This window comes from Stygiolobus sp. RP850M, from assembly GCF_037389295.1.
GTDB lineage: Archaea > Thermoproteota > Thermoprotei_A > Sulfolobales > Sulfolobaceae > Stygiolobus.
Window position 1 is genome coordinate 1 of sequence record NZ_JBBHKU010000034.1, and the last position, 24,807, is coordinate 24,807.

Consider the following 24,807-nt stretch of genomic DNA (forward strand, 5'->3'; position numbering starts at 1 on the left):
TGCTAGGAATTCGTTGAACTCCTTTGGTGCCTTGTAGGTTTTCTTTGCATGTCTATTCTCCTCTGCTAGTAGATCCCACCAGTGTTCGAAGACGTAGAAGGGGAACATTAGGGTATATCTCATTATAACGTTCTCGTCGTACTTGTGCCAATCCCTCTTGTACTTACTCTTTCCCATGGGTAATACTCGTAATTATTTTTTATAAATTTTTGTATAATTCTGAAGTAGTCCACAAAGCAGGAATAAGGATCAACTTTAATAATCTTTGGTAAGGATGAACTTCTTCTTGTTAATGATAACTGTGAATATAGTAAAGGCTCGTCCATCAACGTATATATGTGATGGAAGTATAAATTTTTTCTTTTTAGAATTGAATTTAGAATTGAATATGTTAAATCATATTCTGATATTAAGCATACAACGAGAACTTTAATCCACTAATAAAAATCTAGATGATCGTTACAATTCTAGCTTAAACATTGTTAACTACCGCAATAACAATGAAAGATAATATATTTTTAATACTTGGAGCAACCATGTTATTGAATGTTAATGTAAATAAAGTTTTTATTAACAATACCTATTCTAAGGGTATATGGCTACAAGTACATATAAGGTTATTCATCCCGATGCTAGAGTTGCAGATTTGTTAGGTTTGCTTACTACTTTACATAATACCTTTAATGATAAAGTGGATATATACATACTTGAGAAAGAGTTAGAAGTAGATATGGACGAACTAATGCCAATCCTTTATGCAGCAAATACGATGGGCTTTATAAATTTAGCTGAAGGTGATGTAATAATTACAGATAAAGGACTGGATTTTCTTAAGGCAAATCTCAAGAAGAGAAAGGAGTTGCTGAGAGAGTCAATAGATAGGCTCGAGCCTTTTTCGACGGCTAAGGAACTTAAATCTTTCACTGTAAAAGAGTTGCTAGAAAAACTTGAGGATAAGGGGATCACAATTTATAGCAGCCCTACGGGATACAACGATTTAGAGATCATTTTAGTTGAGTGGGGTATATACTCAGGATTTCTAGCAAGAGAAGGAGATCACTACATAGTTAAGGTATAAATTACATTACGATTTTTCGTAATCCAAGAAGGGTTTAAAGATTTTTTTAACAAACAAATTAAACATGGAAGAGCCGGTAATACACTATACTAACGAGGCAGACACTTTTAGGACCAGAGTTTTCGGAATCCAAGACGGGCTTATAGGTGTTGGTTCAATTGCTATAGGTGCTGCAGGTTATTCTCAAGACCCGTTACTAGTCCTTGTTACGGGGTTAATTGCATCTATAGGTCAAGCTTTTTCCATGGGTATAGGAGAATACATCTCTACGAGAGTCAGGATGCAAATCATAGAAAATGAAATTAAAAAAGAAAGCTTTGAAATAGAACATTACCCTGAAAAAGAGAAGGAGGAATTGAAGCAATTTTACATCCAAAAAGGTCTGCCAGAAGAGGAAGCTGAAGAAATCTCAACTAGACTAATGAAAAACAAGAATATGGTACTAAACGAAATGTTAATCCATGAGCTTAAACTGTTCCCAGAAGGATACGAGAGTCCAGTGAAATTAGGACTATTAATGTCTCTATACTTAACAATTGGTTCAATAATCCCATTATTTCCTTTTATTCTGTCACTATTCTTCAAGATTCCCTTCATCTATGACGTAGTCAGTTCAGTAGTGTTAATAGCAATAACGTTGGGCATTTTCGGTTCTATGTCTTCAAAGTATACTGGACTCAGTAAATATAGGGGAGCTTTTGAGCAAATAGCAACGGGTATGTTAGCTTTGGCGGGAAGCTACGCAGGCGGACTAATACTAGCTCACTTCTTACCTCTCACGAATCTCCCGCTGTAAGAAGTTTTGCTAGATTTCTAGGTATTTTAGCCGGTCTGTTATCTTTTTGGAAAAGCTCTTTTCTCCTAGCCTCCAAGATCATAGGCTCTATTGACAAGTACTCTGCAGCAGTGATTACCCTACATCCTACTGACTTAGCTACTTCCTTCACTGGTTTAAGTATGTTTTCGTAATTAAGATCACGTAAAACATGGTGATCAATAATAGCATATTGAAGACCGTTTTTAACTATATTTTCTAGATTCTTTATTTCAATGTCTAATTCTTCTTGGGATAATGCTCTACCTAATAAATAGCTTAATGGTCCATCTATAATTAGAAAGTTAGGCTTAACCTCGTTGATAAATCTCACATGTCCTTCCTTTGGTGCACCCTCAATGTCAGAGGTGAAGAGAACTGTTCCGTCCTTATCATTAATTGCAATCTGAACCACATAGCCAAGTCTTTCATCAGCACCATGAGGAACAGCAGGAGAAAACTTTATCATCGTAGAGCCGAACCTTATCTCTTTCCCATCCGCACTCTCAACTACCTTAGGTCTATCTTTAATAGATTTTAGAAATCTAGGAGCTCTTCTGAACTTTTGGCTAGGGTTTATGTTATTCTGAGGGTCTTTGATAAAAAGTACTTTTTTGTCGTAAATATCAATAGGAATTACGTACCCTGGATCATGATGGTCATAATGGTAATGTGTAACAATGATTACATCAACATCTTTAGAAACCTCAAAGATTTTTTTAGCTAGCTCGCCTAGTCTGTCAACTTCTAATTGATGAGGGGGTAGATTATACCTCCTCGGAGCAAGTGAAACAGCAGGATCTACCAGAATTCTTACGTCTTTAGTCTCTATAAGTGTAGCTTGAGATCTTACCCCTAAGCTTTCAAAGGCTAGCGGTTTAACTTCCATAACTTTACTCTTCTCTCAAGGATTAAAATCTCATTGTGGTTATGTCCATTATTGCTTCCCTTAAAGATCTTTTCATCTCTTGTATATCTCTGTACGCCAGTCTGAGCCCGTAGTTAGTGCGTCTTTCCATTAACTTACCTATTCCGTAAATTGTAAATCCAGAGATAGTAGTTATGTGAAAAGGATCGTCAAGTCCGAAGGCAATAAATTTCCCTACAGCTTGGACTGTTCCTCCCTTTACTTCATAATCCCCTAATATCTCTTTAAACGTGTTTTTCATACTTATGATCTGTGTGGGGAAACGATTTAAAGGAGAACGCATCGTATCAAGGTATTTTAACGTAATAAGACCCATGTGTATTACCTTACAAAAGAATTTTAAACAAGATAAGACAGTGTTTAATTAATGCTAGATGACATCATTGCCATATTCAGTATCTTAGTCTCAGGCTGGAGTGTTTATAATTCACTTTTAGCGATGTATGGTTTCACATGGTCTCCTACGAAATACACGAACTATTCTGGCAAGACATTTTCTATTATTATACCCGCTAAAAACGAGGAAAAAGTCCTACCGCGACTTCTAGATAGGTTGATAAACCAAGAGTACGATAAGTCCAAATACGAAATAATAGTAGTTGAGGACGGTTCTACTGACAAAACGTATGAAGTATGTAAACAATACGAAGAAACTTACAGTAGAGATTTCATAAAATGTCTTAAGTTAGATCAGCCTAAAGTACCTAACGGGAAAAGTAGGGCTTTGAATTATGCATTAAAAATAGCCAATAATGAAATTATAGGAATTTTTGATGCCGATACAGTTCCGAAATTAGATGTCTTAAACCAAGCATCTTCTTGGTTTGATAAGAATGAGGTGGTTGCTGTACAAGGGAAACTAATACCGATTAACGTAACGGAAAATATTGTGACAAGGTTTGCGAGTATTGAAGAACTCTTCCACGAATACTCTATTGCCGGTAGGGCACGCTTGGGCTTATTTGTGCCCCTTGAAGGGACTTGTACTTTCATAAGGAAAGAAACGCTGGAGAAAATAGGAGGGTGGAATGAGTTCACCTTAACCGAGGACCTTGACTTAAGTATATCCTTAATCTCTCGAGGTTTTCAAATAAAATATGACCCTATGATAATAGCCTGGCGAGAAGTACCATCCAGCCTAAGATGGTTGGTCAAACAAAGGTTAAGATGGTATAGGGGACATTTCGAAGTAACGATAAGATTGCCCCAAGGCAAAAAACTAGACCCTAAAATAATAGACGGATTCTTACTTATAGGTACGCCTTTATTAATGGTATTGAATTTAGTTAATTATTCATTAGTGTTAATCTACTCCACATCTCTGTTTGTTATAGCTGCATCCTTCGTTTCAGCAGCCTCGTTTATCTCCTTCATAGTAACCGTCACTATTTCAAGAAAACATCTTATTGAATTCTATTACTCAATATTATCACTCATTTACATGAATTTTGTTGTTCTCTTAAATTTAACAGCACTGTTTATGGAAATCGTCAGAGCACCTAAGGTCTGGATAAAGACGGAGAGGAGTGGAAAAATAACATCGGAGGTCTAGAGATGATAATAGATGAGTTAGTTAATTCAAAAATCAATGACACATTATCACATAAGCGTGAGGATAAAGCATTATACGTCACAGATCTAGTTAGATGTGCTCTTAAGATAAAATACGAAGAAAAATATAAGGAACTTTTAATAGCAGAGTCGATTAAACCGTCTACAATTCTCGGGGATTTAGTCCACGAAGGGCTGGAGAAATTCCTAGCTGAGAAATTTAATGCAAAGTTGGAAGTAGAAAGTGAGAAGCAAGTTACATTAGCTCAAGACGTGTACAAAATAAAAGGTAGAGCAGACGCGATCATCGAGGGAGAAAAGAAAATAGTTATAGAGATTAAAACAGCTAGAGCTGATAAAGGCTTACCGTTAGAACATCATAAACAGCAGTTGAGGTTATACTTGTGGCTTTTCGACGCTAATGAAGGGATCTTAGTCTACATTACCCCGGATAGAGTAACGGAATACAGTATCCGTAATAAGGCTGAGGACGACGAAGTGATAAGACTTGTAGAGGAGACAATCAAATTGCTGAAAACCCCCCGATATAACTGGGAATGCAGTTATTGCATCTTTAACGTAATATGCCCAGAGTCTAGGAAAAACAAGTGAAAACGTCTGTTATTATTTTATATTTTGATTGCCAGAGTTTTTACATAGTATGGAAACCAGAAAAAGACCTACCGTAATGACTATAGCTGGAAGCGATTCTGGTGGAGGGGCTGGGTTACAAGCAGATCTAAAAACCTTCACTTCTTTAGGAGTTTTCGGAACTACAATTATTACTGGACTGACAGCTCAAAACACTCAAGGAGTCTATAAAGTCTTAGAGGTACCTTTAGATTTCATAGAAGCACAGTTTGACGTAGTAATGAAAGATCTTTCACCTCAATTTGCTAAGACAGGTATGCTAGCTAACTCTTCAATAGTTAAACTAGTAGAGAAAAAAGTCTTGGAGTATTCAATAAAACTAGTTTTAGACCCAGTGATGGTAGCCAAGAGCGGAGATCAACTCGTAACTGAGGACACTGTTGAAGCTTTGAAAAGCCTTATGAAACATTCCCTCATTACGACACCTAACAAGTTTGAAGCTGAGAAGCTCACGTCCCAGAAGATAAATAGTATAGAAGATTTGATGAAAGCTGCGAAAAAAATCTATGAGGAACACGGCGTGAACGTTGTTGTTAAAGGAGGATCTACTTTAGGGGGAGTTGATGCTGCTATAATTAACGGAAACGTAATAACCCTAAGGGGAGAAGAGGTAAATACTACTAACACACATGGAAGCGGAGACGTGTTCTCAGCCGCAATTACAGCCTATCTGGCTAAAGGAGAGACCTTAGAGAACGCCGTGAGGCTAGCTAAAAATTATGTTAATGAAAGCATAAAGTTCTCACTATCCCTAGGAAAAGGGCACGGTCCGGTAGATCCCTTCGCCCCTATAGAAAGAATTGTAGAGAGAGAGCAAGCAAGAAGTACTATTGAGAAAATACTATGGAACATTGAAAAGGAACCAGAGTTAATTACTACTTTATTAGATGAGGAGGATAAGTCGAATCTTGCAGTAGCAACAAGTTACGGAGATATTGCGAGCCTTGCTGGAGGGATAATCAGATACCTTGATAAGCTAAAACTTGACGGACCAATATTAGTTAATATAAACAATAAAGTTACTGAAGTAGCTAGAAAGCATAACAAAAAGATAGTATTATCCTTAACGGTTACAGATCGTCTATTGAAAAAAGCTGAAGAAGGAAAAATAATACCTACTACCAGTGGTAAGACCGGGGATGTGATAATTGAAGGTGGAAGAGCTTATCTGACAGCTTATAATTGCGAGGAATTAATAGGCAAATTGAGGGCTTTGACAAAATGATAACTATCGTTGGAAGTTATAACGTGGACTTCATCTTAAAGGTAGATAAATTCCCTGAAGAAGGAGAGACTGTCTTCGTCAAAGACATTTATATAAGCCACGGCGGTAAGGGATCTAACCAAGCTGTCTCGGCATCAAGATTAGGAGCTAAAGTTAAATTGATTGCGGCTGTAGGTAATGATGAGTACGGCAGAAGGGCAATAAGCTTTTGGGAAGACGAAAAGATAGACGTGGGATATGTTAAAATAAAGAATGCACCTACCGGCTCAGCATATGTTATTGTAAACGAGAACGGTCAGAATATGATAGTGGTAAACAGAGGGGCGAATATCTTTCTTGTACCTGAAGACTTAAACAGTGAATTAAAAGGTGAAGTGGTACTAACGCAGTTAGAAATAAGGGAAGACACTGTGAGAAAGGCTTTGAGAGAGTTTAACGGATTGAGAATTTTAAATCCAGCTCCTGCGACTCTTAACGATATTTCAATCCTGGACTATGTAGACATCCTCACTCCCAATGAAGTGGAATTTAAAGAGTTGAGTGGTGCTGACGATCTAGATTACGGTATCGAAGTGTTGTTAAAAAAAGTAAAAAAGGCTGTAATAATAACATTAGGAGAAAAAGGTGCATTAATAGGGATGAGGAATAAGAGAATAAGAGTGGAAACAATGAAGGTTAACGCTATTGACACAACTGGTGCTGGTGATGTATTTAACGCGACGTTGGCTGTGTATTTAGAAAAAGGTTATGAAATTGAGAGGGCAGTAAGAATAGCTAACATAATTGCAGCGTATTCGACCACCAAGATTGGAGCTTTAGGTCCTAGGTTAGAGGAGGTGAAAAGTTTAATTGAGGAAGAAGCTTAGAATCAAGAAAACCGAGGAAAAAGAAGAAGGGCACAAGTGTATAGGTTTATGTTGTGATGATTTGGTAAGTATTGAAGAACGAGATGATGTGAAATGAAGATCATATTCTTAGGGACTGGTGCTGGAGCCACCTTCGGGAGCAAGAGAATGAAAGCGGGTATTTACGTAAAGGGAGAAAAAAATTCCGTAGTCTTAGACATGGGTACTGGGGCTAATTTTAAGTTAGAAGATATAGGATTACTGGACTTTTCGACATTATTCATTACACACTTACACATCGATCACTTTAACGGAATTTTCGACCATCTAGTCCAGAGAAAACTGAAGGGATTACAGACTTTGAGAATATATTCCCCTAAGGGGCTCACGGAAGTCCTTAACACGTATATAAAAAGCGGAAATAACATATACGCTGAAGTAATAGAATCTGATTTACCTTCGGCGGAAGTAGGTGAACTTCAAGTTTACTCTGTAAAAGGATGTCATAGCATATATGATGTAGCGTATGTAATTTCCGACGGTAAGAAGAAAATACTTTACACTGGTGACACAGCTGAACCTTGTGAAGACATTCTTAAAGAGTCCGAAAAAGTAGACTTAGTAATCCACGAAAGCAGTTGTATAGACGATTGTTCAAAATGGGGGCATACGTCCCTTAAACAACTCATGGAGCTTTTTCCGAAAGAGAAACTAATTCTCACTCACATTCCCGCTCAAATAGAAGATGAAATCAAAAAATTGGCTAAAGGATATAATATAGCTTTTGATGGTTTTATAATGGATGTGTAGATTACTGGCATTCGACGTAAAAGAGAAAGTCGAGTTAGAAGTGATTAAGGCCTTCGTAAATGCTGCTAAAAATGACATTTATTTTAAATATATCTCACATTCTCACGGTTGGGGAATATCGGCGATAATTGAAATAAACGGTAAACACAAGCTAGTCTATTATAAATCTCCGGAACCAATATACGAGGATGAGTTCTTTTACAACATCGTGAACTTACTAAAAGGTGATAGGGTTACCGGTATAATCCACGCCAGAAAGGCTGGGAAAGAATTCCTTATAGGGTTAAGGTATAACCACCCCTACCACATGAAAACTAAGACCCATGACCTTTACTTCGCTCATAACGGTTCAATAAACAGGAAGGCTTTCAGCCAGCCAGATTACCCTAGTACGGATAGCTATCTATTCTTTCTGGAGTTAGTTAAGGCCTTAGAGAGCTCTCAACAAGGGATAGAAATAGTTTACAAACAAGTAATAGATAATTTAAGTAAGTTCTCTTCAAGCTTAAATTCGGCTCTCCTTACTTTTAACGAAATAGAGGGACCGGTAGTCTACTTCGCTCATTACTATAATAAGGAGAGGATTAAAGAGATGGAAGAATATTATAAAGTGTACAAGTACGGAAATTACGTCTTCTCTTCTACGGTAGGATATTATCTTAATAGAGATGTCGAAAGTGTTGAATTGGGAAGAGTAATCAGATTGTTAAATGATTAAAGAATTTAAATAAACTAGATGAGAAATTTATTTTATGCCAAAAGAGGAGATAGTTGAAGCTAAAATTTTAGACTATGGTAAGCTAAAAACAATATATAGCTCAATCCAATTCGCCAGAGCTTATGCTAAAATAGTGAAAGACGGACCACCTCCTAGGGATATTCCTAAAGAGTTGTACTATCAAGCTCTACAGTCTAACGAAATAAGATATGGACCGCTGAAGGTGATAAACAACGGAAATTTAATCAAGATAGCTGAAGTTAACGCTCTAGTTAAGTCCGATAGAGAAGGAATACCTCTCTACGCTATAGTGGATTTCACAGACGGAATCAAAGTATACCTTGCTTATGAAAAGCCAAAGACAGTTGTGGGTGTGGATATCGGTGTAAGACATTTGTTTACTATCGTGGCAATCAGGGGGACGACAGCTTGGAAAGTAAGGTACTGGGGTAATGAAGTCATAATAAACGAAATGATTAAAATTTTAGGAGATCCACAAGGTTTGCCAGAACTTAAAAACATAAGATCGAAAATAAAAGGAATCGTAGATGAGGCAGTAAAGTTTATAGATGAACTTGAGCCAAAAGTCGTGGCATTAGAAGACTTAAAACTATTTGAAGGTAAGGCAGGCCAAGCCCTAAGAGCAGTTGAGGAGATGTTGGAAGAAAGGCTGTACAATGCTGGAATTAGGTATAGGAGGTTATCTCCGTTTTATACAAGCAAGATCTGCTCTAAGTGCGGATATAAGAAAGGAGAAATAATGGGACCTTTATTCGTATGTCCTTCCTGTGGATATAAGTCCGAAAGAGATTATAACGCAGCTTATAATTTAGCTCTTCAGTGCTACTACCAATGCTAGATCTTCCAGTACTCCCTTAAGATCCTTTTTTCTGTAGAGAGGAATTCCGCAAATTTACTTCTCGTTCTATCAGCACTTTTAGTACCAACATAGTCCTTTTTCTCACCCTCTAACCCCTCTACGAAAGCCTTTATACCCCTCTTCAAACCTACGCTATACCCACCCTCTAATACGGCGTAAAACTTGTTTCTAAGTCCTAACAACCCTAACGCATTATAAGTCCTTTCGGTAGCCCTAATACTAGCCAATCCGTCATCTTCGAAGGCGTCAAAACCGGCTGAAAATGCTATGAGTGTCGGTTTAAAGTCGTCTAATATTGATTGGATTATAGGGAATAAATCCTCATATAGATCATCCCCAGCCAGTGGTGGTAAAAGGAGATTAACCTTTGTACCTTTAGCTTCTCCCCCACCTATCATGTCAGGAAAACCGGTCCCAGGGTAAAGGGTATGAGGATCTTGATGAATATCTATGTGCACGACATCTGGGTTCTCCCAGAAGATTTCTTGTGTACCGTTGCCATAGTGAACGTCAAAGTCTATAATGGCTACTCTTTTCAACTTCAATTTCAAGATGGGGTAAGCTATGTTGTTAAAGATACAAAAACCTAAAGTAGGTGCTCCTAAAGCTCTACCTGATTTACCCGCGTGATGACCCGGAGGGCGAACTAAAGCAAAACCCTTATTTTTGTATGCTGTTAACGCTCCGCCTAACGCTAACAATGCAGAATTCCACGTGTGTTCGTTAGTATATGTATCGGCGTCTAACCATTCTCCTCTCTTGGAAGATAATTTTACTAGATTTACGTAGTTATCGTCATGAACGACTTTTGGCTCGTCCTCACCTACTTGCTCTGGAGAGATAATAGGATTCTCTTTCAGGACTGACAACACAGTCTTTAATCTTTCGGGATTCTCAGCGTGACTAGAGGGATGTTGATGAAGAAGATATGTCTCGGAATAAACTAGTGGTATTTTCATTTACTTTAATACTTTCTCCCTGAGAATAAAAGTGTATGAATAGAGTGGCAAAAGTAAAGGAGTTAATGGTTAAAAACAACGTTGACTACATGTTGCTAGGTCCCGGAAGTAATATGTTCTATTTAAGTGGGTTCTCAGAAGAACAGATGGAAAGGCCTTTATTTCTTATCATTAGTCAATGGGACACTTACTTTTTAGCTCCGAAAATTTACGAGGAACAACTTGAAAAACTGAACTTTAACGTGGTTTCTTATAACGATGGAGAAAACCCCTACAAAAAGCTGAATATAGAGAAAGGTAAAAGTATAGCTATTGACGACACGCTATGGTCTGCCTTCACCATAGACATTTTAGATTCGTTTTCTCCTTCTCGCCTAATAAAGGCTAGTAATATAATGAGAGAGGTAAGAATAATTAAAGATGATGAGGAGATCGCCATTATGAAAGAGGGGCTTAAGATCGCCGAAAAGTCCTTCCTTGAGACATTAGAAATAGCAAAAGAGGGAATGACGGAGAGAGAAATCTCTACATACTTAGTGCACAGGTTTATCGAAAACGGAGCTGACGGATATTCGTTCGAACCTATCATAACTTCCGGGAGCAATACATCGATGCCCCACCTCCGTTCTACCAGTAAGAAAGTTAGAAACGGTGAGGTTATAATATTCGACTTTGGCGTGAAATACAAAGGATACTCAACAGATACTACGAGAGTCGCCTTTTTAGGAACTCCTACCGAGGAAGTAAAGAAGATTTATGAGGTAGTCAAGGAAGCTCAAGCGAAAGCTGAAGAATCCACAAGAGAAGGTATAAAAGCTTGCGAAGTTGACAAGATTGCTAGAGGAATAATATCTTACTACGGATATGGAGACAAATTTATTCATAGAACTGGGCACGGCATAGGAATAGACGTTCATGAAGAACCTTATATATCTCCTGACAACAAGAGAAACTTACAAAATAACATGACGTTTACTATCGAGCCTGGGATATACCTTCCTGGAAAGTTCGGCATAAGGATTGAAGATATGGTTTACATTAAAAACGGAAAGTCTGTAATCATGAATGAGCTCGAGAAAGAGATATTTAGGATCTAAGCGTATAACCATGCTTTTTTAAGTCTCTTTACACCTTCAACTATTTGTTCCTCTGTAGCTACAGATACGCTTAACCTAGCCATCGTCTCACCACCTATTAAGAAGAAAGGCTTTGCCGGAACGAAGCTGAGCCCTAGTTTCACCGCTTCTAAAAACACTTTCCATGAGTCCTTCTTTAAGTCTAATAGTAGAAAGAACCCGCATTTTGGAGGGTCAAAGTCTTTAAAACCTTCGTTTTGAAGCGAATCTGTAAGGACACTCATCTTCTTTCTGTAATGCTCCGATAACGATTTCATCCTACTTGTCACGATACCTTTTCTTATAAGCCTAGCTACAACGTATTGATTTATCGTAGAAGTTGAGAAGTCCATTTGCTCCAGTAAAGCCAGTTTTTGTGATATATCCTCCCTAGCTATAACAAACCCTATCCTTAATCCAGGGGCTATTATTTTACTGAAGGAACTGATGTAAATAACCCTACCTTCTTTATCGAAATACTTGATAGGTTTTGGAGTACTTCCAGCTATGGGCTTATAAGGATCATCCTCAAGGATATAAAAATCGTATTTACTTGCCAGCTCCACTAACTTTTTCCTTCTCTCCTCACATAAGTTAACTCCTGCAGGATTATGACAATTTGGTATAACATAAAGGAGCTTTATCTTCACTATCTTCAATAACATCTCAAGTTCATCGACATTAATTCCGTTTGAGTCTAAAGAAATTGGAACTACTACATTACTTCTCAGCTTAAGAGGAGTAAAGGTTTCGACAAAAGTAGGGTTTTCCACGGCTATTGTGTCGTTTTCGAGGAAGTACTTAGCTAATAACTCCATAGCATGTTGAGCTCCGCTCGTAACTACTATTTCGCTTTCTTTGGCTGATAAGTCGAGAGACGGTAATAAGATGTTTTTTATTTCCTTTATTAACTCCTCTTGACCACCAGCACCAGGGTAAAAGAGAACTTTACTTCCGTATTCATCAATTACTTCTTCATAAGCTTCCTTTATTTCCTTCAGAGGCATAACTCTTGGATCTGGCGTCCCACTAGCTAAGTTTATCTCAACCTTCTTAGCTGTTTGTGAGCCTAATTCTACTGGCGACAATTCTATTTCTTTTCCGATTCTGGAGACCATCTACCCCTCACCACTATCTCTGTACCCAAGCCTATTTTCTTAGCTTTTTCATATAATACTTTCATAACCGCTACGTCTTCCAGCCCTATCCCTAAGGATTTAAAAACTGTTATTTCGTCCTCGCTTTTCCTCTTTATTTGCCCATCTATAACGGAAGAAATCGGTACAACTTTATCCCAGTCTAGCATCTTCATTTTATCTGCTAAAATTAGGTCCCCCGCCTCTTCCTTAGCTTGTTGTAGATCTTCAACAACTATCAAAGATGCTACTTTGAGGACTTCTGGAAATAATTCCACCCTTTCTGGTAAATTAGATCCCATTGCGTTAATATGAACACCTTTCTCTAGAAATTCAGATTTGAGAAAAGGATCCTTTGAATTCGTCACGGTGACTATCACTTCTGCATCTTTACACGCATCTTTGTAATCCTTGGCTTTTATCACGTTAAAGCCGTCCTTAAGCAACTGTTTCACTTCTAACTCTAGCTTCTCTCTGCTAAACACTTTAATAGTAACTCCTTTCTTCAGTTCGTGAAATGCTCTAACTTGGAATTGACCTTGTCTCCCGAGACCTATGACCGTAATGTGAGAATAACTTGGTTTTGCTAGATAGTCAGCTGCAATTACTGAAATAACTCCCGTTCTAATTCTGGTCAGAAGATCCGCCTCAGTTATTAACAATAACTCCCCGTTCTCGTCAAAGAGCATAGAAATGAAAGAACCTTTGAGAAATACCTTAAAGCCTAAATAACTGTCTATGCCACCCGCTTGATAAGTCAGTACACTACCGTGATAAGACGTTCTCACCCTTTTCGTATTAGCGGCGAGACCAGAATTCAATTGTTTAAAAGCTCTGACTAGTGAATCATAAACTTCCCTATAGTTTAACACCTTTTCAACGTCATCCTCTCGGAGCAGTAATGCCATTTAGTCCCTATTATCTTATGCCTTTCTGCTTAAAAGTAAAACTAATATAATTTTTCAATTATGGAATTAACCCCGAGGTTACAAGATATTATCTCAATTTTAAAAGAAAGGGGAACTGTAAATCTAAAAGATCTAGCCCTAGAACTTAAAATATCTCCAAAGACAGCTAAGGGTTATGCAAGGGAATTGTATCGGCTTGGTTTTGTAGAAATAGATGAAAATGATAACCTAAAGTTGAAGAACGAGAACCCTGATAGTGTAGAACATCTAAAGAAGACTGTCGAGATCCACGATAACGAAATAACTTTACTTAAGAAAGAAATTGAACAACTAAAAGAGGAAATAACAAGACTTAAAAAAGCCCCTAAGAAGTAAGCCCTAAGGATAGTTTCATGACATAAGAAAGCCATCTTAACATTTTTCCGTTATCAAGCTTACTATTCCCTTTTTCTCTATCTCGGAATACTATCGGAACTTCAACAATCCGTAAATTATTCCTCAACACTTTGTATATAGCACAAATTTGAAACTCATAACCACCAGCGTTCTGGCAAGATGAAACGACTTCAACAGCTTTAGCACTATAGACTCTATAACCCGAAGTGTTATCCTGAACTGGAGAACGAAGAAGTATCCTAGTGATCAAATTCGCCCCCTTACTTATGATTTTTCTTTTCAAAGGCCAGTTTTCGATCTTTCCGCCTTGTATGTACCTAGAGCCTATAACTAGATCAGCATTCAAACTGGCGTTAAACATTGAAGGTAAAAAAGAGGGATCGTGACTGAGGTCTGCGTCCATAGTAGCGATATGTGACATCCCCATTTCAACAGCCTTTCTTAACCCGAACCTCAAGGCACTTCCTAGACCTCTCTCGTTCGTTCTTACAAACACTACAGCACCCATCTGCTTGGCTATTTCTGCCGTATTATCCCCACTATTATCATCAACTACAATTATTACTACATCCTTTACCCTCTCCCTGATTTCCTTTATCAACACCTTAATGTTGTCAGCTTCATTATACGTAGGGACTACTACTCCGTACATTGCACATTTCCCATATTTTGTCACTTACATAATGTAAATTTATTCCAAACTTTCCTTTCCTTTCAGCCATAGCTTTCTCTTTTGACATTACCACTTTTATTATGGATACGGGTAAACCGGTTTTCGTCTTTACCAAGACTATATCCCCCTCTTTACATTCACAATCGTAACTTACAATTCCAGGGACAAACAAGTCAGCACCATTAACCACATGCTTTACCGCTCCTTCGTCAATAGTCACAGAAGATATATTCAACTTAAACTTCTGTATCAAACATATTGTAGGAATGAGTTCTTCTGAGAAGAAAGATAGTAAACCATCTATGAAATAATATACTTCCTTTTTTTCCTTACCTATTTCCACTTTACCGTCCAATTCCCAACCATACTTTTCTTTGACCCTAGATAAAAACTCCCTCTTATCCTTTTCAGACAACATATGCTTCTGCAAGACTTACTTCACCAGATCCTCAAATTTTACGGGCATTTTGTATATATACTTGCCTATACATTGTTCAATTGCATTAATAATTGCTGGAGTCGCAGCTACCGCTCCAGCCTCACCTATTCCTTTACTACCAGTTGGATGCGGAGACTTACCGAAGGTAATATAATGCCACTCAATCTCAGGGACTTCCACGGCTGTAGGTAAAGGATACTCTGTAAAGTTAGAGTTTATCTGAACCCCATTATCGTTAAACACAACCCCTTCAAGTATAGCCTGAGAAATTCCTTGCAATATACCACCAATAGCCTGACCCTCTGCTAGCAAGGGATTTATTACCACACCTACATCATCAATAGCTATATACTTTGTTATCTTTACCTTACCCGTCTCGTCAACGGTTACCTTAGCTAAATGGACACCATAAGGCGTTGTAGGTGGTGTGTTAACTTTATATACAGCTGTAAAGTCGAGACTTTCACCCATTGAATACGCGTTCCGGACTATATCATTAAATTTAACCTCTCTACCGTCTTTCTTATGTCTAACTTTCCCTTCAGTGTATTCTACCTCTTCTACATCCGCGTTGAGAAGTTTGGACCCTATTTCAATTAGTTTAGCCTTCAACTTTTCACTAACTAAAATAACCGCCGAACCGCCAATTGTCACCGTTCTGCTTCCCCAAGTACCTATTCCGTCTTCAATAATCTCTGTATCACCCCATCTTATCTCTATTTTTTCCATAGGTAACTGAAGGACATCTGCAGCAATCTGAACGAAAGCGGTAGGATCTCCTTGACCATGAGGACCGGTTCCAGTTACAAGAGTCACTTTGCCATCACTTTTGACATATATTCTTGCTACTTCCCAAGGCCCGAAAGCCGTGATTTCAACATATGTAGAAACACCTACACATCCATTGCCCTCATTTTTCAACTTTTCGTAATAACTCTTTCCGATCTCAAGAAGTTTCTTAACATTACCACTATCATAAGTAATGCCGAAAACGTTTTTGTAAGGCAACGAGTCTATTACGTTCTTCAACCTGATTTCGTATTGGTCTATTCCGAGTTCGTTTGCAACTATATTCATTATTCTCTCTATAAAGTAAGTACCTTCGGGTCTACCTGCACCGCGGTAAGACTGAGTGGGAGTTATGTTTGTGTGAACCGCGTAAGCGTCAATCTCGGCTCCGATCAGCTTATATAAACCCGGAAGCATCCTAACTGAGCTCTTTACATTACCTAACTCATCGTCGTTTGCGTCATAGTACGGTGCACCTAGGTTTCCTACTAATCTTCCCTTTATACCTAAGATTGTCCCATCCTTCTTAACGGCAACTTGGAAATCAAGGAACTTATCTCTCCCATGACCTGCAGATATCATTTCCTCAGTCCTTGTAGGGATCCACTTTAAGGGTTTTCTAGTAATGATCGCTAACTTGGCTAAAGCATACTCTTCCGGATGAGCAATGATCTTGCTTCCGAAAGCACCTCCGACGTCAGGTTGGATAACTCGGATGTTTTCCGTTCCTAAGAAGCTTACTAAATTACGTCTCAAGTAATGAGCAGATTGTGTAGAAGAGTAGAAGGTTAACTTGGTACCGTCATAATATGCTACGGCACCCCTTGTTTCTAAAGGAGAAGCGATTACCCTCTGATTGTAAAGTCTTCCAGATATTACCTTGTCAGCCTCCCTAAAGGCTTTCTCAACATCTCCACCTTTCCATGTTTCTTTATAAGCAATGTTACTCTCTAACTTAGAGTACACTTTTATATGATCCTTTAAAGCCTCTTCTGGATCCAAGACATATTGAAGAGGCTCATACTCAACTTCAATACTCTCCAACATGTCATATGCCTCATATCTGTCCTTAGCAATTACTGCCGCAATAGGCTGACCCACGTAAGTAACCTCTTGTGAAGCTATCGGAAAGTCCCTTCCAGGATTTATGTCCTCACCAGTATACACACCTTGAGTTTTCCTAACCCTTATCCTAGCATGAGGGACTGTGCTCCTAAGAAAGGCAACAAATAACATCCCTGGAAATTCGATATCATCTACGTAGACTCCTTTACCCGTAATTAACCTTACATCTTCAACTCTCTTTATTGGTTTACCAACGTACATATCATATTTTTAAATGTCAGTAAATTAAAAACTCTAGCATTAAAGTAAGTTAACGAAAGTGCGATTAATTCAAAGAATTTTGAACATAATGAAAGTACCTACCATGTCTGGTTATTTTATTTTCCTTCATTAACTGTATTAGGGCATCGTTTACCTCTGGTGCTGGTCTATTCACTAACTTCAGTAGCTCGTTAAAGGTTATCCACCCCTTCTCTTTCATTAGTCTCTCCACTTCATCCTTCACTGAACTCATGCTAAGGTAAAGAAGTAACAACAGTTAAAAAATACACATAAAATAGAGCTTGCGTAAATATTAAACAATTATGAAGCTCTATTTTCCTATACTGGCTTCAGACGTAACAATAATTTTAGGTACAATACTCTTGCTCAATAAAGTCCCTTTTTTAATCACTGTTGGTAGTATAATAGACATAGTTTTGCTTACCATTGCCGCTTACCTAATTTATAAGGGCATAAAATATTCGGATGTTCTGGGATTTGTCTTAAGTATAATTCAAATTCTAGGTAATTCTACTGATCCAGTTCATTTGAGAGCACTGAACGAGTTTGGCACAACATTATACTTGTCCATTTTAGACATCTTAATGGTGTTGTCATTTTACGTGTTTCCCCTAACCTACATAACTATGTTTCTTATGAAGAGAAAAAATCCCGTCACTTAACCTTCATATTCTACTGGGTCTTTTAATCCGTTAATTTCAAACGCTTTTTTCCTCATGTAACATGGGCCACATCTACCGCAATGTTTTTCGCCACCCTCATAACAACTCCACGTTAGATGTAACGGTGCACCTATCTCTACACCTAACTTAACTATTTCGTGTTTTACTAAATTCCCTACGGGCATTAACACGTCAACTTTCTTGTTAGGACCAGTAGCATAAGGTGATAGTTTAGCGAAAAGTCTCACGAATTCCATCTCGTTATCAGGATAAGCTCCTGCTTCCTCGAGATTTATTCCCGAGGCTATTGCATCATATCCATGTGCCTCAGCAATAGCCAATGCTACGGAAAAGAATACTAGGTTTCTAGCGGGAACCCACTCGTGTGCGAACTCTGCTCCTTCTTCACCTCTTCTGTCCTTCACTATTTCTTCTCCACCCTTAAGAAGTGTCGAGTGTCCAACAATCTTGAAAAGATCCGTGTCTATCATCATGTAAGGGACTTGCAAAAATTCAGCGATCTTCTTCACTGCCTCTTTCTCTTTTTCCTCGGCTTTGTGGTGGTAATTGAAGTGGAGTAAAGTCACCTCATATCCATTCTTAAGTAAATAGGTAGCTGCAACAGTCGAGTCAAGCCCTCCACTAGCTATCACTAAAGCCTTCTTCCTTGGTTTCTCATCTAACAACGGGATTTCCTTTAATCCCATATTGTTTGATACTTTAACAATCGAGTAGGGATTTAGCTTCCTGACAAAGACACTGTCTAAGGGCTTAATACTAAAATATTCGTCTAAAGAGGTAAAGAATATAGCCCCTAATTCTTTATCGTACATCATATAAACAGGTTTAAAGTTTTGAGCGACGTAAATCGTGTTGGGATCTGACTTGTCACCTATTATGAAAGCAAAGCTGCCCTTTACACCTTGTAGAATCGTTTTCAAGACTTCAAGGTCTCCGTTCCATGCCTTATCCAAGATGGGAGGAATAACACTGCTATCTATCTTACTTTGCTTCCTGACTTTGTACTTCTTTTCGAGTTCTGAGTCATTAGCAATTATGCCATTGTGTGTAACGATATACCGTTCTCCTTCAAATGGCTGAATCTCGTTATAGTTCTTATCCTTTACATATTCGGTTGTGGGTTCAGCCCTATTATTTGCTATGACAACTCTACTGTTTTTATCTAAAATCCCTTTTAACTTCTCCTCGTTTAACGAAGGTCTTCCGACCGACTTTACTACCTTAGTCTTACCGTCACTCTGAATTACTGCAACTCCGAAACTATCCCTTCCTCTATCTTCAGCTTTCTTCAAAATCTCTATAAGCTTAGCTTCGATCTCCTTGTAGTTCTCATGTTTAAGTATAAGTACTCCTGATACACTACACATTAAAGGCACTTAGCTTATAGGTATTTATAAAGTTAGTGAGAAAAATGTCACAAGACTATTTATTATCACGTGTCGAGGAAAGGCTTAGTTACTTCAATATAAAAATTGCTCACGTATATACAGAAACAGCTCTAGAGCCCGACTTGGGAAGCGAAGTAGAACAATTAACTTACTTAGACACCAAACTAATAGAAGAACTGAAGAAAAAAGGAATAAAGAAACTTTTCAAATTTCAAGAGGAAGCGATAAAAAAGATCCTAGACGGAAAGAGTATCCTAATTATTTCTGGGACTGGAACGGGTAAAACCGAATCTTTCCTTATCCCAGCGCTACAGTTCGCACTAAACGGTAAGCGAAGCGTCTTTATCTACCCTACAAAGGCGTTAGCGAGAGACCAATTAGATAGGATTGTGAAGTTTTCAAAAGACTTGGGAATTAGTGTAGGGGTATTCGACGGAGACACTACCGATAAAGAGAGGGACAAGATGTATACAGACCCTCCTGATATACTAATTACAAACCCAGACATGATACACATTGGACTTTCCTTGAGTTATAGGTTTAGAAGCTTGGTAAGAGGTGCGGACTTGCTCGTATTCGACGAGGTACATGCTTACGAAGGGGTATTAGGAGCACATATAAGGATGATAAGCGATAGGTTGAGAGAGTTCGGCGATATTCAGATTGTAAGTTCTAGCGGGACCATTGACGCTTCTCCATATCTGTTTTCTGAGTTGTTTGGGATAGAAGGGGAAATAGTAAAGGGAACCCTCCGGAGAAAGGGGGTAGCGATCCACGCTTTACTTAACATAGGTTCAGCAAGCAGGTGGACGATCTCAGCATTCTTAGCTTCATTTCTAATAAAAGAAGGATTAAAGGTTTTAGTTTTTACAGATTCCCAACAAATGGCTGAGCTGGTCGCAAAGATAGCGTCTAGGTTCGGTGCTGACATAATGGTTCACAGGGCTGGAATCAGTAAGGAGGAAAGGAGAGCTGTAGAGGACGGAATCAAGAAGGGAAGAATTAAGGGAATTGTAGCTACTTCCACGTTGGAGTTAGGAATAGATATAGGAGACCTTGATGCTGTTATTATGGCACAAAATCCTCCCAGTTACACAAAATACTTGCAGAGAGCTGGTAGGGCAGGTAGAAGAAACAGAATAGGTTACATTTTTACCTTACTTGGTGATGACCCGATAGACTCCTATTACTTGAGAAGACCTAAAGAGTTCTTCGAGAGAAAATTAATACCACTCACTTTCGACCCTACAAATATCGAAGTACTGAAAGTCCACGCGGCAGCATATCTACTCGAGAAGGGTAAATTATCAGTGAGCTCCATACCGTCTAACTGGCTTAAAGCGTTCAAACTATTGGAAAGGGAGGGTGTATTGATAATTAAAGGAGAGGTTATTTTACCTACCCAAAGGCTTCTTCCCTTCGTGAGATCCTCACGTATAAGGACTACCGGACCTATCATAAGAATCTACGACGAGAGCGGAAAAGCTATCGGAGAGAGAGAATTACCGGTCGCATTATTCGACCTTTATCCAAGAGCGATCTACTTAATTTCCAAGCATAACTATGTAGTAGAGTCAATTGATTTAGATAAGCTCAAGGCTGTGGTTAAAAGAGTAAGAGATGACTTAGACTATTATACTAAGCCTATCTATTCTTCTCACCTAATGTCCATCGAGACTCTTGAAGAACGGAAAGTATACGGTTTACCCGTAAAGTACGGGAATGTAAGGATCATGGAAATAGTTGAGGGCTACGCCATCTACGACCTAATGGGAAGGAAGGATAGACCTAGAGAGGAGATCTATTATAAGGAACCTATAACTTTCACTTACGAGACTAAAGGACTACTAATAAAACACCCTATCCTACCAGAATTCAATGAAATTGACGCCATGGAAGCATTCCACGCAACAGAGCACGTTCTGATATCAGCTGCTAGAGTCATAGCTGGAGCTGGTATGACGGACTTATCGGGAATAAGTTACCCTAGTGGTCACGTAGTCATTTACGACTCTGTAGTTGGAGGAAGTGGTGTAGCTAAGCTACTATTCGAAAGGCTAGAGGAGGCGTATTCAGTGGCTAAAGATATTACGGGTAGTTGCGATTGCGAGGACGGTTGTCCTAAATGCATTTACAGCCCGTTTTGCGGAAACAACAATAAGGTTTTATCGAGGAGGAAGTCCTTTAGGTTAATAAAGACGATAACCGAAGAAAGCTTAGAGGAGAAAAACGACGAATTATTCGGAAAACCTATTGCCTAACTAGACAAGTTAGAAACCCTTGCAACAACGGATGGATGAGTAGAAAATATATTAGAAGACTTATCCCCGTATTTTAGGAGAAGGCTCCTCATCTCGTTAACTCCCACAACTTTACTTGCCAACTTGTCAGCTTGTAGTTCTAATTTCCTATGTACATACCTTTGTATTAATAAACTACTCATTAGGAAAATCACGAGAAGGGGAAATTGGTTTAAAATGCCTAGTATAGTCCCTCCTGTGACTGTTACTACTAACAAAACCCTATTTATTAAGTAATGCCTCAACTCCATGTGTGCGAGTTCATGCGCTAGTACCGCTCTTATCTCATTTGGAGCTATTTCTAGAATTTTAGACGTTATTACTAGCTTATCTTTACCTAAGATAAACGCGTTTATCAGGTCGGAGTTTTTTACATACACCTTAATTCCACTAACAGTAAATACGTACTTGGAACCCAGTAACGGTAATCTCTCTGACAATAATAACAGAGGGAGTAAAGCGAAAATAATCATTTTTAACCTTTGATCCGCGGTATTACTATTAATATTTTTACATATATGAAAATTTCAGAATTATGTTGCAACTTGACTAAATCTAAACGATGGGTTTAATATCTTTTTTACGATAGCATCATTAATGAAGGCTGTAGTCCTCGAAAACGGAAAAGCTGTAATAAAAGAACTACCGAAACCTACGATAAAGGAGAAGGGAGACGTCATAGTAGAGATGAAAGCTTGCGGTCTTTGCGGGACAGACGTGGAAAAAATATGCGGGCAATACACTGCTTCTCAACCCATTTTGGGACACGAACCTTCGGGAATAATAGAGGAATCTTCCGTAGATTTTTTACGTAAGGGACAGAGGGTTTTTGCACATCACCACGTCCCTTGTTATGAATGTTACTATTGCAAGCACGGAAGCCCCACTATGTGCCCCTATTACAGAAAGACAAACCTCGATCCCGGTGGATTTGCGGAGTACTTCAGAGTCCCTGCATGGAACGTAGTAAGGGGGGGAATATTAGTCTTACCAGATAATGTGAGCTTTGATGAAGGGGCGTTTATAGAGCCGTTAGCTACAGTGGTAAGGGCTCAGAACAGAGTAAGGATTAACAAGGGAGATAGCGTACTGGTGATAGGAGCGGGACCCATGGGATTACTTCACGTAATGATGGCTAAGGCACAAGGGGCAGGAACAGTGATAGCTTCTGACATAAGCGATTATAGAGTCGAGTATGCAAGTAAAGTGGGGGCAGATTATTCACTAAATTCTAGGAAAGGTGATGTGGTCTCTGAAGTCAAGAAGTTGACTGACGGAAGAGGTGCTGATATCGCTATAATAGCCTCTGGAGCACCTCAGGCCATACTTACCGGTCTCTTTGCCGTAAGAAAAGGGGGATACGTACTACTCTTCGGTGTTCCTTATAAGGGGACGGTTCTGAATTACGATATAAGTGAATTGTTAAACAGCGAGATCTCAATAATATCAAGTAACGCAGCAGTAGAAGAGGATACGAAGAAAGCGTTAGAGTTAATAGCCCAAAAGAAAGTTGATGTGACGAAGCTGATCACTCATAGATTACCACTTGATCAGTTCAACGAGGCCGTAAGGATAGCTAAAGAGGGCGAGGCCGTAAAGATAATAATATACGATTGAGATAATCAAAAGATAAAGAGACAAAGTCAACTTGAACAATTTAAGAGCCCTTTTTAGATCGTTCTCAGTAGGCAAGTTACCCTTTCCCACTGTATAATATCCGGGTTTCTCTAGTTCTACGCCCAGGATTATTGCGGCTGCTGTTATTGGATATTTGGCATTAATACTCTCTATTTCACTTCTTCTAATTTCCTCAAAAACTCCATTGACTTTGATCCCCATGAGATACGCCGAGATAACCATGAATAGAGACGTAAGCCTGGCAGGTATGTAGTTGAGCAATGTATCGACCTTAGCTGAGAACCAACCTTGTTTAATCAGTTCAGGCGTTTTATATCCAACCATAGAATCCATAGTATTAGAAAGTCGCTGTAACAATGCACCCGGGAATCCCAGAAAAAGAAACCAGAATAAGGGAGAAGTTATTCCATCTACAAGGCTTTCAAATAGGGACTCTATCGCGGCTGAAATAACGTGTCCGTCATCGAGCTCGTATACGTTTCTTCTTACTAACTGCTGTGTATATTTTCTGGACTCCTCGTTGACTGGAGCTGACTTTTTGACAAGTGTGTAGAGCATTTTAATAGAAAAAGTAGTCTTTAAGAAGATTATAGCCAAAATTAACTCTACACTCGGTATTGGAATTAAAAAAACCAAGGAAAGTATAACAAGTATTGGCATTACTGATACGAACCAAAGTAAAATTCCGTAAGCTTTACCTTTATAAGGAACGATTAATCTTTCAGAAATTTTTCCACTCCATACTACGGGATGAAGCCAAAGGGGCGGTTCACCTAGTGCAAGATCAAGAGCAATTGCAAGATAGAGAATTGGCAACAAAGCTTCTCCGCAACTAATAAGTAAATGGGAAAAGATAAAGTTATAACGAAACCCACGTAATCACCAGAAGACCCTTTCAGTGTCCTCTTACACAGAACGAAGAAGAAGACTGTCAATAATAGATAAGCAAGGAGTAGAGGTAAAGAGGAAAAGAGTAAAGCCTCTAATTGAATGAGTATAAACTTCCACCATTTACCGTTTAACTTATCGTAAAAGACCTTAGCTAAAAAGCTGCCTTCAATTGGTGGTAATAACGCTAAAATGGATATAGCAGACGCTCTACTTAGGACTTCTGCTGATAAAAGGGTAAAAACAGAAGGTTTTAGGTTTAATGTGGCTACTACAAAGATTGTCACATAAACTAAAAGAAGACCTATTGCCCCGGACCCAGTTTGAACGTCATGTAACACCTTGAGTTTCTTTTGGTAGTCTTTAACCATTAGAGCATCGCCGTAATCCAAGAGCCCGTCAAGATGATGAAAACCCCTTATTATCTCTACAAAGGGTATCAGGAGAAGGAACGCCGTATTTCCCAAAAAGAAATGGGAAATGTAGAGAAATATAAAGTCCAGAATACCAGTGAATGCCCCTACAATTAGTGGTGCGGAAAATGAAAACCCCGCGATCTCTTCTAAGGGAGCTGAAATAGAAGGGATAATTGTGAAAAAGGAAAGTTGAGCCAGAATCGCCTTAAATACCTTCATCCTGATTATCTGA

General features: G+C 38.7%; 27 protein-coding genes and 1 pseudogene. 14 read left to right on the top strand and 14 right to left on the bottom strand.

Features of this window, described 5'->3' with window-relative positions:
- Positions 1 to 177, bottom strand: a pseudogene (locus WIW52_RS03095) (IS5/IS1182 family transposase); the annotation flags it as partial.
- Positions 178 to 595: 418 nt separating this feature from the next.
- Here WIW52_RS03095 and WIW52_RS03100 point away from each other — a divergent pair.
- Both WIW52_RS03100 and WIW52_RS03105 read left to right on the top strand, forming a co-directional pair.
- On the top strand, positions 596 to 1,078 hold the full coding sequence (locus WIW52_RS03100; protein WP_337708549.1) for an AAA-associated domain-containing protein: 483 nt from the start codon (positions 596 to 598) through the stop codon (positions 1,076 to 1,078).
- Positions 1,079 to 1,142: 64 nt separating this feature from the next.
- Positions 1,143 to 1,874: a VIT1/CCC1 transporter family protein gene (locus WIW52_RS03105; protein ID WP_337708551.1), complete on the top strand. Its 732-nt coding sequence runs from the start codon at positions 1,143 to 1,145 to the stop codon at positions 1,872 to 1,874.
- Here WIW52_RS03105 and WIW52_RS03110 read toward each other — a convergent pair.
- Both WIW52_RS03110 and WIW52_RS03115 read right to left on the bottom strand, forming a co-directional pair.
- Complete coding sequence (locus WIW52_RS03110; RefSeq protein WP_337708553.1) at positions 1,855 to 2,781, bottom strand: MBL fold metallo-hydrolase; 927 nt, start codon at positions 2,779 to 2,781, stop codon at positions 1,855 to 1,857. The genes WIW52_RS03105 and WIW52_RS03110 overlap by 20 nt on opposite strands.
- 22 nt (positions 2,782 to 2,803) lie before the next feature.
- Complete coding sequence (locus tag WIW52_RS03115) at positions 2,804 to 3,061, bottom strand: hypothetical protein (protein ID WP_337708555.1); 258 nt, start codon at positions 3,059 to 3,061, stop codon at positions 2,804 to 2,806.
- A 126-nt stretch (positions 3,062 to 3,187) separates the two neighbouring features.
- Here WIW52_RS03115 and WIW52_RS03120 point away from each other — a divergent pair, with 126 nt between their 5' ends.
- The 7 genes from WIW52_RS03120 to WIW52_RS03150 all read left to right on the top strand — a co-directional run bounded on the left by WIW52_RS03120 (position 3,188) and on the right by WIW52_RS03150 (position 9,479).
- Entirely contained in the window at positions 3,188 to 4,372 is a 1,185-nt protein-coding gene (locus tag WIW52_RS03120; RefSeq protein WP_337708556.1) for a glycosyltransferase, read from the top strand.
- 2 nt (positions 4,373 to 4,374) lie between these two features.
- Complete coding sequence (cas4, locus tag WIW52_RS03125) at positions 4,375 to 4,983, top strand: CRISPR-associated protein Cas4 (protein ID WP_337708557.1); 609 nt, start codon at positions 4,375 to 4,377, stop codon at positions 4,981 to 4,983.
- A 49-nt stretch (positions 4,984 to 5,032) separates the two neighbouring features.
- Positions 5,033 to 6,247: a bifunctional hydroxymethylpyrimidine kinase/phosphomethylpyrimidine kinase gene (gene thiD / locus WIW52_RS03130; protein WP_337708559.1), complete on the top strand. Its 1,215-nt coding sequence runs from the start codon at positions 5,033 to 5,035 to the stop codon at positions 6,245 to 6,247.
- Positions 6,244 to 7,113 carry a ribokinase gene (locus WIW52_RS03135; RefSeq protein WP_337708561.1) on the top strand — a complete coding sequence of 290 codons (870 nt, stop codon included), beginning with the start codon at positions 6,244 to 6,246 and terminating at the stop codon, positions 7,111 to 7,113. Before thiD ends, WIW52_RS03135 begins: the two co-directional genes overlap by 4 nt.
- A gap of 93 nt (positions 7,114 to 7,206) precedes the next feature.
- On the top strand, positions 7,207 to 7,902 hold the full coding sequence (locus WIW52_RS03140; protein WP_337708563.1) for an MBL fold metallo-hydrolase: 696 nt from the start codon (positions 7,207 to 7,209) through the stop codon (positions 7,900 to 7,902).
- Positions 7,895 to 8,620 (top strand): class II glutamine amidotransferase, encoded by a 726-nt coding sequence (locus tag WIW52_RS03145; protein ID WP_337708565.1) that lies wholly within the window; start codon positions 7,895 to 7,897, stop codon positions 8,618 to 8,620. Before WIW52_RS03140 ends, WIW52_RS03145 begins: the two co-directional genes overlap by 8 nt.
- 34 nt (positions 8,621 to 8,654) lie before the next feature.
- On the top strand, positions 8,655 to 9,479 hold the full coding sequence (locus tag WIW52_RS03150; RefSeq protein ID WP_337708567.1) for a transposase: 825 nt from the start codon (positions 8,655 to 8,657) through the stop codon (positions 9,477 to 9,479).
- Here WIW52_RS03150 and WIW52_RS03155 read toward each other — a convergent pair.
- Positions 9,476 to 10,459 carry a histone deacetylase family protein gene (locus WIW52_RS03155; RefSeq protein WP_337708568.1) on the bottom strand — a complete coding sequence of 328 codons (984 nt, stop codon included), beginning with the start codon at positions 10,457 to 10,459 and terminating at the stop codon, positions 9,476 to 9,478. The two genes, WIW52_RS03150 and WIW52_RS03155, sit on opposite strands and share 4 nt — an antisense overlap.
- A 35-nt stretch (positions 10,460 to 10,494) precedes the next feature.
- Between WIW52_RS03155 and WIW52_RS03160 the strand changes: the two genes are divergently transcribed.
- Positions 10,495 to 11,556: a M24 family metallopeptidase gene (locus WIW52_RS03160; RefSeq protein ID WP_337708569.1), complete on the top strand. Its 1,062-nt coding sequence runs from the start codon at positions 10,495 to 10,497 to the stop codon at positions 11,554 to 11,556.
- On the opposite strand, the gene WIW52_RS03165 is transcribed toward WIW52_RS03160, so the two are convergent.
- Together WIW52_RS03165 and WIW52_RS03170 are read right to left on the bottom strand one after the other, a co-directional pair.
- Positions 11,553 to 12,692, bottom strand: a complete 1,140-nt coding sequence (locus WIW52_RS03165; protein WP_337708571.1) for an aminotransferase-like domain-containing protein — start codon at positions 12,690 to 12,692, stop codon at positions 11,553 to 11,555. The two genes, WIW52_RS03160 and WIW52_RS03165, sit on opposite strands and share 4 nt — an antisense overlap.
- Positions 12,665 to 13,618 carry an ornithine cyclodeaminase family protein gene (locus WIW52_RS03170; RefSeq protein ID WP_337708573.1) on the bottom strand — a complete coding sequence of 318 codons (954 nt, stop codon included), beginning with the start codon at positions 13,616 to 13,618 and terminating at the stop codon, positions 12,665 to 12,667. The genes WIW52_RS03165 and WIW52_RS03170 overlap by 28 nt, the downstream gene beginning before the upstream one ends.
- Positions 13,619 to 13,678: 60 nt before the next feature.
- Between WIW52_RS03170 and WIW52_RS03175 the strand changes: the two genes are divergently transcribed.
- A complete protein-coding gene (locus WIW52_RS03175; RefSeq protein WP_337708575.1) occupies positions 13,679 to 13,993 on the top strand; it encodes a winged helix-turn-helix transcriptional regulator in 315 nt (104 codons plus the stop codon).
- On the opposite strand, the gene WIW52_RS03180 is transcribed toward WIW52_RS03175, so the two are convergent.
- From WIW52_RS03180 to sul7s, 4 genes are all read right to left on the bottom strand, one after another.
- Entirely contained in the window at positions 13,983 to 14,666 is a 684-nt protein-coding gene (locus WIW52_RS03180; protein ID WP_337708576.1) for a polyprenol monophosphomannose synthase, read from the bottom strand. The two genes, WIW52_RS03175 and WIW52_RS03180, sit on opposite strands and share 11 nt — an antisense overlap.
- On the bottom strand, positions 14,638 to 15,117 hold the full coding sequence (locus tag WIW52_RS03185; RefSeq protein WP_337708578.1) for an RNA-binding protein: 480 nt from the start codon (positions 15,115 to 15,117) through the stop codon (positions 14,638 to 14,640). Before WIW52_RS03185 ends, WIW52_RS03180 begins: the two co-directional genes overlap by 29 nt.
- Positions 15,118 to 15,120: 3 nt before the next feature.
- Complete coding sequence (locus WIW52_RS03190; RefSeq protein WP_337708580.1) at positions 15,121 to 17,241, bottom strand: xanthine dehydrogenase family protein molybdopterin-binding subunit; 2,121 nt, start codon at positions 17,239 to 17,241, stop codon at positions 15,121 to 15,123.
- Between the two features lie 64 nt (positions 17,242 to 17,305).
- The gene (sul7s, locus tag WIW52_RS03195; RefSeq protein WP_337700172.1) at positions 17,306 to 17,494 is read right to left on the bottom strand and encodes a winged-helix single-stranded DNA-binding protein Sul7s; all 189 of its coding nucleotides are present in this window, start codon (positions 17,492 to 17,494) and stop codon (positions 17,306 to 17,308) included.
- A 70-nt stretch (positions 17,495 to 17,564) separates the two neighbouring features.
- Between sul7s and WIW52_RS03200 the strand changes: the two genes are divergently transcribed.
- Positions 17,565 to 17,924: a hypothetical protein gene (locus tag WIW52_RS03200; protein WP_337708582.1), complete on the top strand. Its 360-nt coding sequence runs from the start codon at positions 17,565 to 17,567 to the stop codon at positions 17,922 to 17,924.
- Here WIW52_RS03200 and queC read toward each other — a convergent pair.
- Entirely contained in the window at positions 17,921 to 19,312 is a 1,392-nt protein-coding gene (gene queC, locus WIW52_RS03205) for a 7-cyano-7-deazaguanine synthase QueC (RefSeq protein ID WP_337708583.1), read from the bottom strand. The genes WIW52_RS03200 and queC overlap by 4 nt on opposite strands.
- Positions 19,313 to 19,356: 44 nt before the next feature.
- Between queC and WIW52_RS03210 the strand changes: the two genes are divergently transcribed.
- Positions 19,357 to 21,594 (top strand): DEAD/DEAH box helicase, encoded by a 2,238-nt coding sequence (locus WIW52_RS03210; protein ID WP_337708586.1) that lies wholly within the window; start codon positions 19,357 to 19,359, stop codon positions 21,592 to 21,594.
- Here WIW52_RS03210 and WIW52_RS03215 read toward each other — a convergent pair.
- Positions 21,591 to 22,073 carry a M48 family metallopeptidase gene (locus tag WIW52_RS03215; protein WP_337708588.1) on the bottom strand — a complete coding sequence of 161 codons (483 nt, stop codon included), beginning with the start codon at positions 22,071 to 22,073 and terminating at the stop codon, positions 21,591 to 21,593. The two genes, WIW52_RS03210 and WIW52_RS03215, sit on opposite strands and share 4 nt — an antisense overlap.
- 157 nt (positions 22,074 to 22,230) lie before the next feature.
- On the opposite strand from WIW52_RS03215, the gene WIW52_RS03220 reads away from it, so the two are divergent.
- Positions 22,231 to 23,250, top strand: coding sequence for a zinc-dependent dehydrogenase (locus WIW52_RS03220; protein WP_337708590.1), 1,020 nt, complete (start codon positions 22,231 to 22,233; stop codon positions 23,248 to 23,250).
- Here the strand turns inward: WIW52_RS03220 and WIW52_RS03225 are convergent.
- A complete protein-coding gene (locus WIW52_RS03225) occupies positions 23,173 to 24,090 on the bottom strand; it encodes a cobalamin biosynthesis protein (RefSeq protein WP_337708592.1) in 918 nt (305 codons plus the stop codon). The two genes, WIW52_RS03220 and WIW52_RS03225, sit on opposite strands and share 78 nt — an antisense overlap.
- A complete protein-coding gene (locus WIW52_RS03230) occupies positions 24,045 to 24,794 on the bottom strand; it encodes an adenosylcobinamide-GDP ribazoletransferase (protein WP_337708594.1) in 750 nt (249 codons plus the stop codon). The genes WIW52_RS03225 and WIW52_RS03230 overlap by 46 nt, the downstream gene beginning before the upstream one ends.
- Positions 24,795 to 24,807: the final 13 nt, after the last annotated feature.

Coding starts and splice junctions, on each gene's coding strand:
- WIW52_RS03100 (WP_337708549.1), top strand. CDS start 596: ATGGCTACAAGTACATATAAGGTTATTCATCCCGATGCTAGAGTTGCA.
- WIW52_RS03105 (WP_337708551.1), top strand. CDS start 1,143: ATGGAAGAGCCGGTAATACACTATACTAACGAGGCAGACACTTTTAGG.
- WIW52_RS03110 (WP_337708553.1), bottom strand. CDS start 2,781: ATGGAAGTTAAACCGCTAGCCTTTGAAAGCTTAGGGGTAAGATCTCAA.
- WIW52_RS03115 (WP_337708555.1), bottom strand. CDS start 3,061: ATGAAAAACACGTTTAAAGAGATATTAGGGGATTATGAAGTAAAGGGA.
- WIW52_RS03120 (WP_337708556.1), top strand. CDS start 3,188: ATGCTAGATGACATCATTGCCATATTCAGTATCTTAGTCTCAGGCTGG.
- cas4 (WP_337708557.1), top strand. CDS start 4,375: ATGATAATAGATGAGTTAGTTAATTCAAAAATCAATGACACATTATCA.
- thiD (WP_337708559.1), top strand. CDS start 5,033: ATGGAAACCAGAAAAAGACCTACCGTAATGACTATAGCTGGAAGCGAT.
- WIW52_RS03135 (WP_337708561.1), top strand. CDS start 6,244: ATGATAACTATCGTTGGAAGTTATAACGTGGACTTCATCTTAAAGGTA.
- WIW52_RS03140 (WP_337708563.1), top strand. CDS start 7,207: ATGAAGATCATATTCTTAGGGACTGGTGCTGGAGCCACCTTCGGGAGC.
- WIW52_RS03145 (WP_337708565.1), top strand. CDS start 7,895: ATGTGTAGATTACTGGCATTCGACGTAAAAGAGAAAGTCGAGTTAGAA.
- WIW52_RS03150 (WP_337708567.1), top strand. CDS start 8,655: ATGCCAAAAGAGGAGATAGTTGAAGCTAAAATTTTAGACTATGGTAAG.
- WIW52_RS03155 (WP_337708568.1), bottom strand. CDS start 10,459: ATGAAAATACCACTAGTTTATTCCGAGACATATCTTCTTCATCAACAT.
- WIW52_RS03160 (WP_337708569.1), top strand. CDS start 10,495: ATGAATAGAGTGGCAAAAGTAAAGGAGTTAATGGTTAAAAACAACGTT.
- WIW52_RS03165 (WP_337708571.1), bottom strand. CDS start 12,692: ATGGTCTCCAGAATCGGAAAAGAAATAGAATTGTCGCCAGTAGAATTA.
- WIW52_RS03170 (WP_337708573.1), bottom strand. CDS start 13,618: ATGGCATTACTGCTCCGAGAGGATGACGTTGAAAAGGTGTTAAACTAT.
- WIW52_RS03175 (WP_337708575.1), top strand. CDS start 13,679: ATGGAATTAACCCCGAGGTTACAAGATATTATCTCAATTTTAAAAGAA.
- WIW52_RS03180 (WP_337708576.1), bottom strand. CDS start 14,666: ATGTACGGAGTAGTAGTCCCTACGTATAATGAAGCTGACAACATTAAG.
- WIW52_RS03190 (WP_337708580.1), bottom strand. CDS start 17,241: ATGTACGTTGGTAAACCAATAAAGAGAGTTGAAGATGTAAGGTTAATT.
- sul7s (WP_337700172.1), bottom strand. CDS start 17,494: ATGAGTTCAGTGAAGGATGAAGTGGAGAGACTAATGAAAGAGAAGGGG.
- WIW52_RS03200 (WP_337708582.1), top strand. CDS start 17,565: ATGAAGCTCTATTTTCCTATACTGGCTTCAGACGTAACAATAATTTTA.
- queC (WP_337708583.1), bottom strand. CDS start 19,312: ATGTGTAGTGTATCAGGAGTACTTATACTTAAACATGAGAACTACAAG.
- WIW52_RS03210 (WP_337708586.1), top strand. CDS start 19,357: ATGTCACAAGACTATTTATTATCACGTGTCGAGGAAAGGCTTAGTTAC.
- WIW52_RS03220 (WP_337708590.1), top strand. CDS start 22,231: ATGAAGGCTGTAGTCCTCGAAAACGGAAAAGCTGTAATAAAAGAACTA.
- WIW52_RS03230 (WP_337708594.1), bottom strand. CDS start 24,794: ATGAAGGTATTTAAGGCGATTCTGGCTCAACTTTCCTTTTTCACAATT.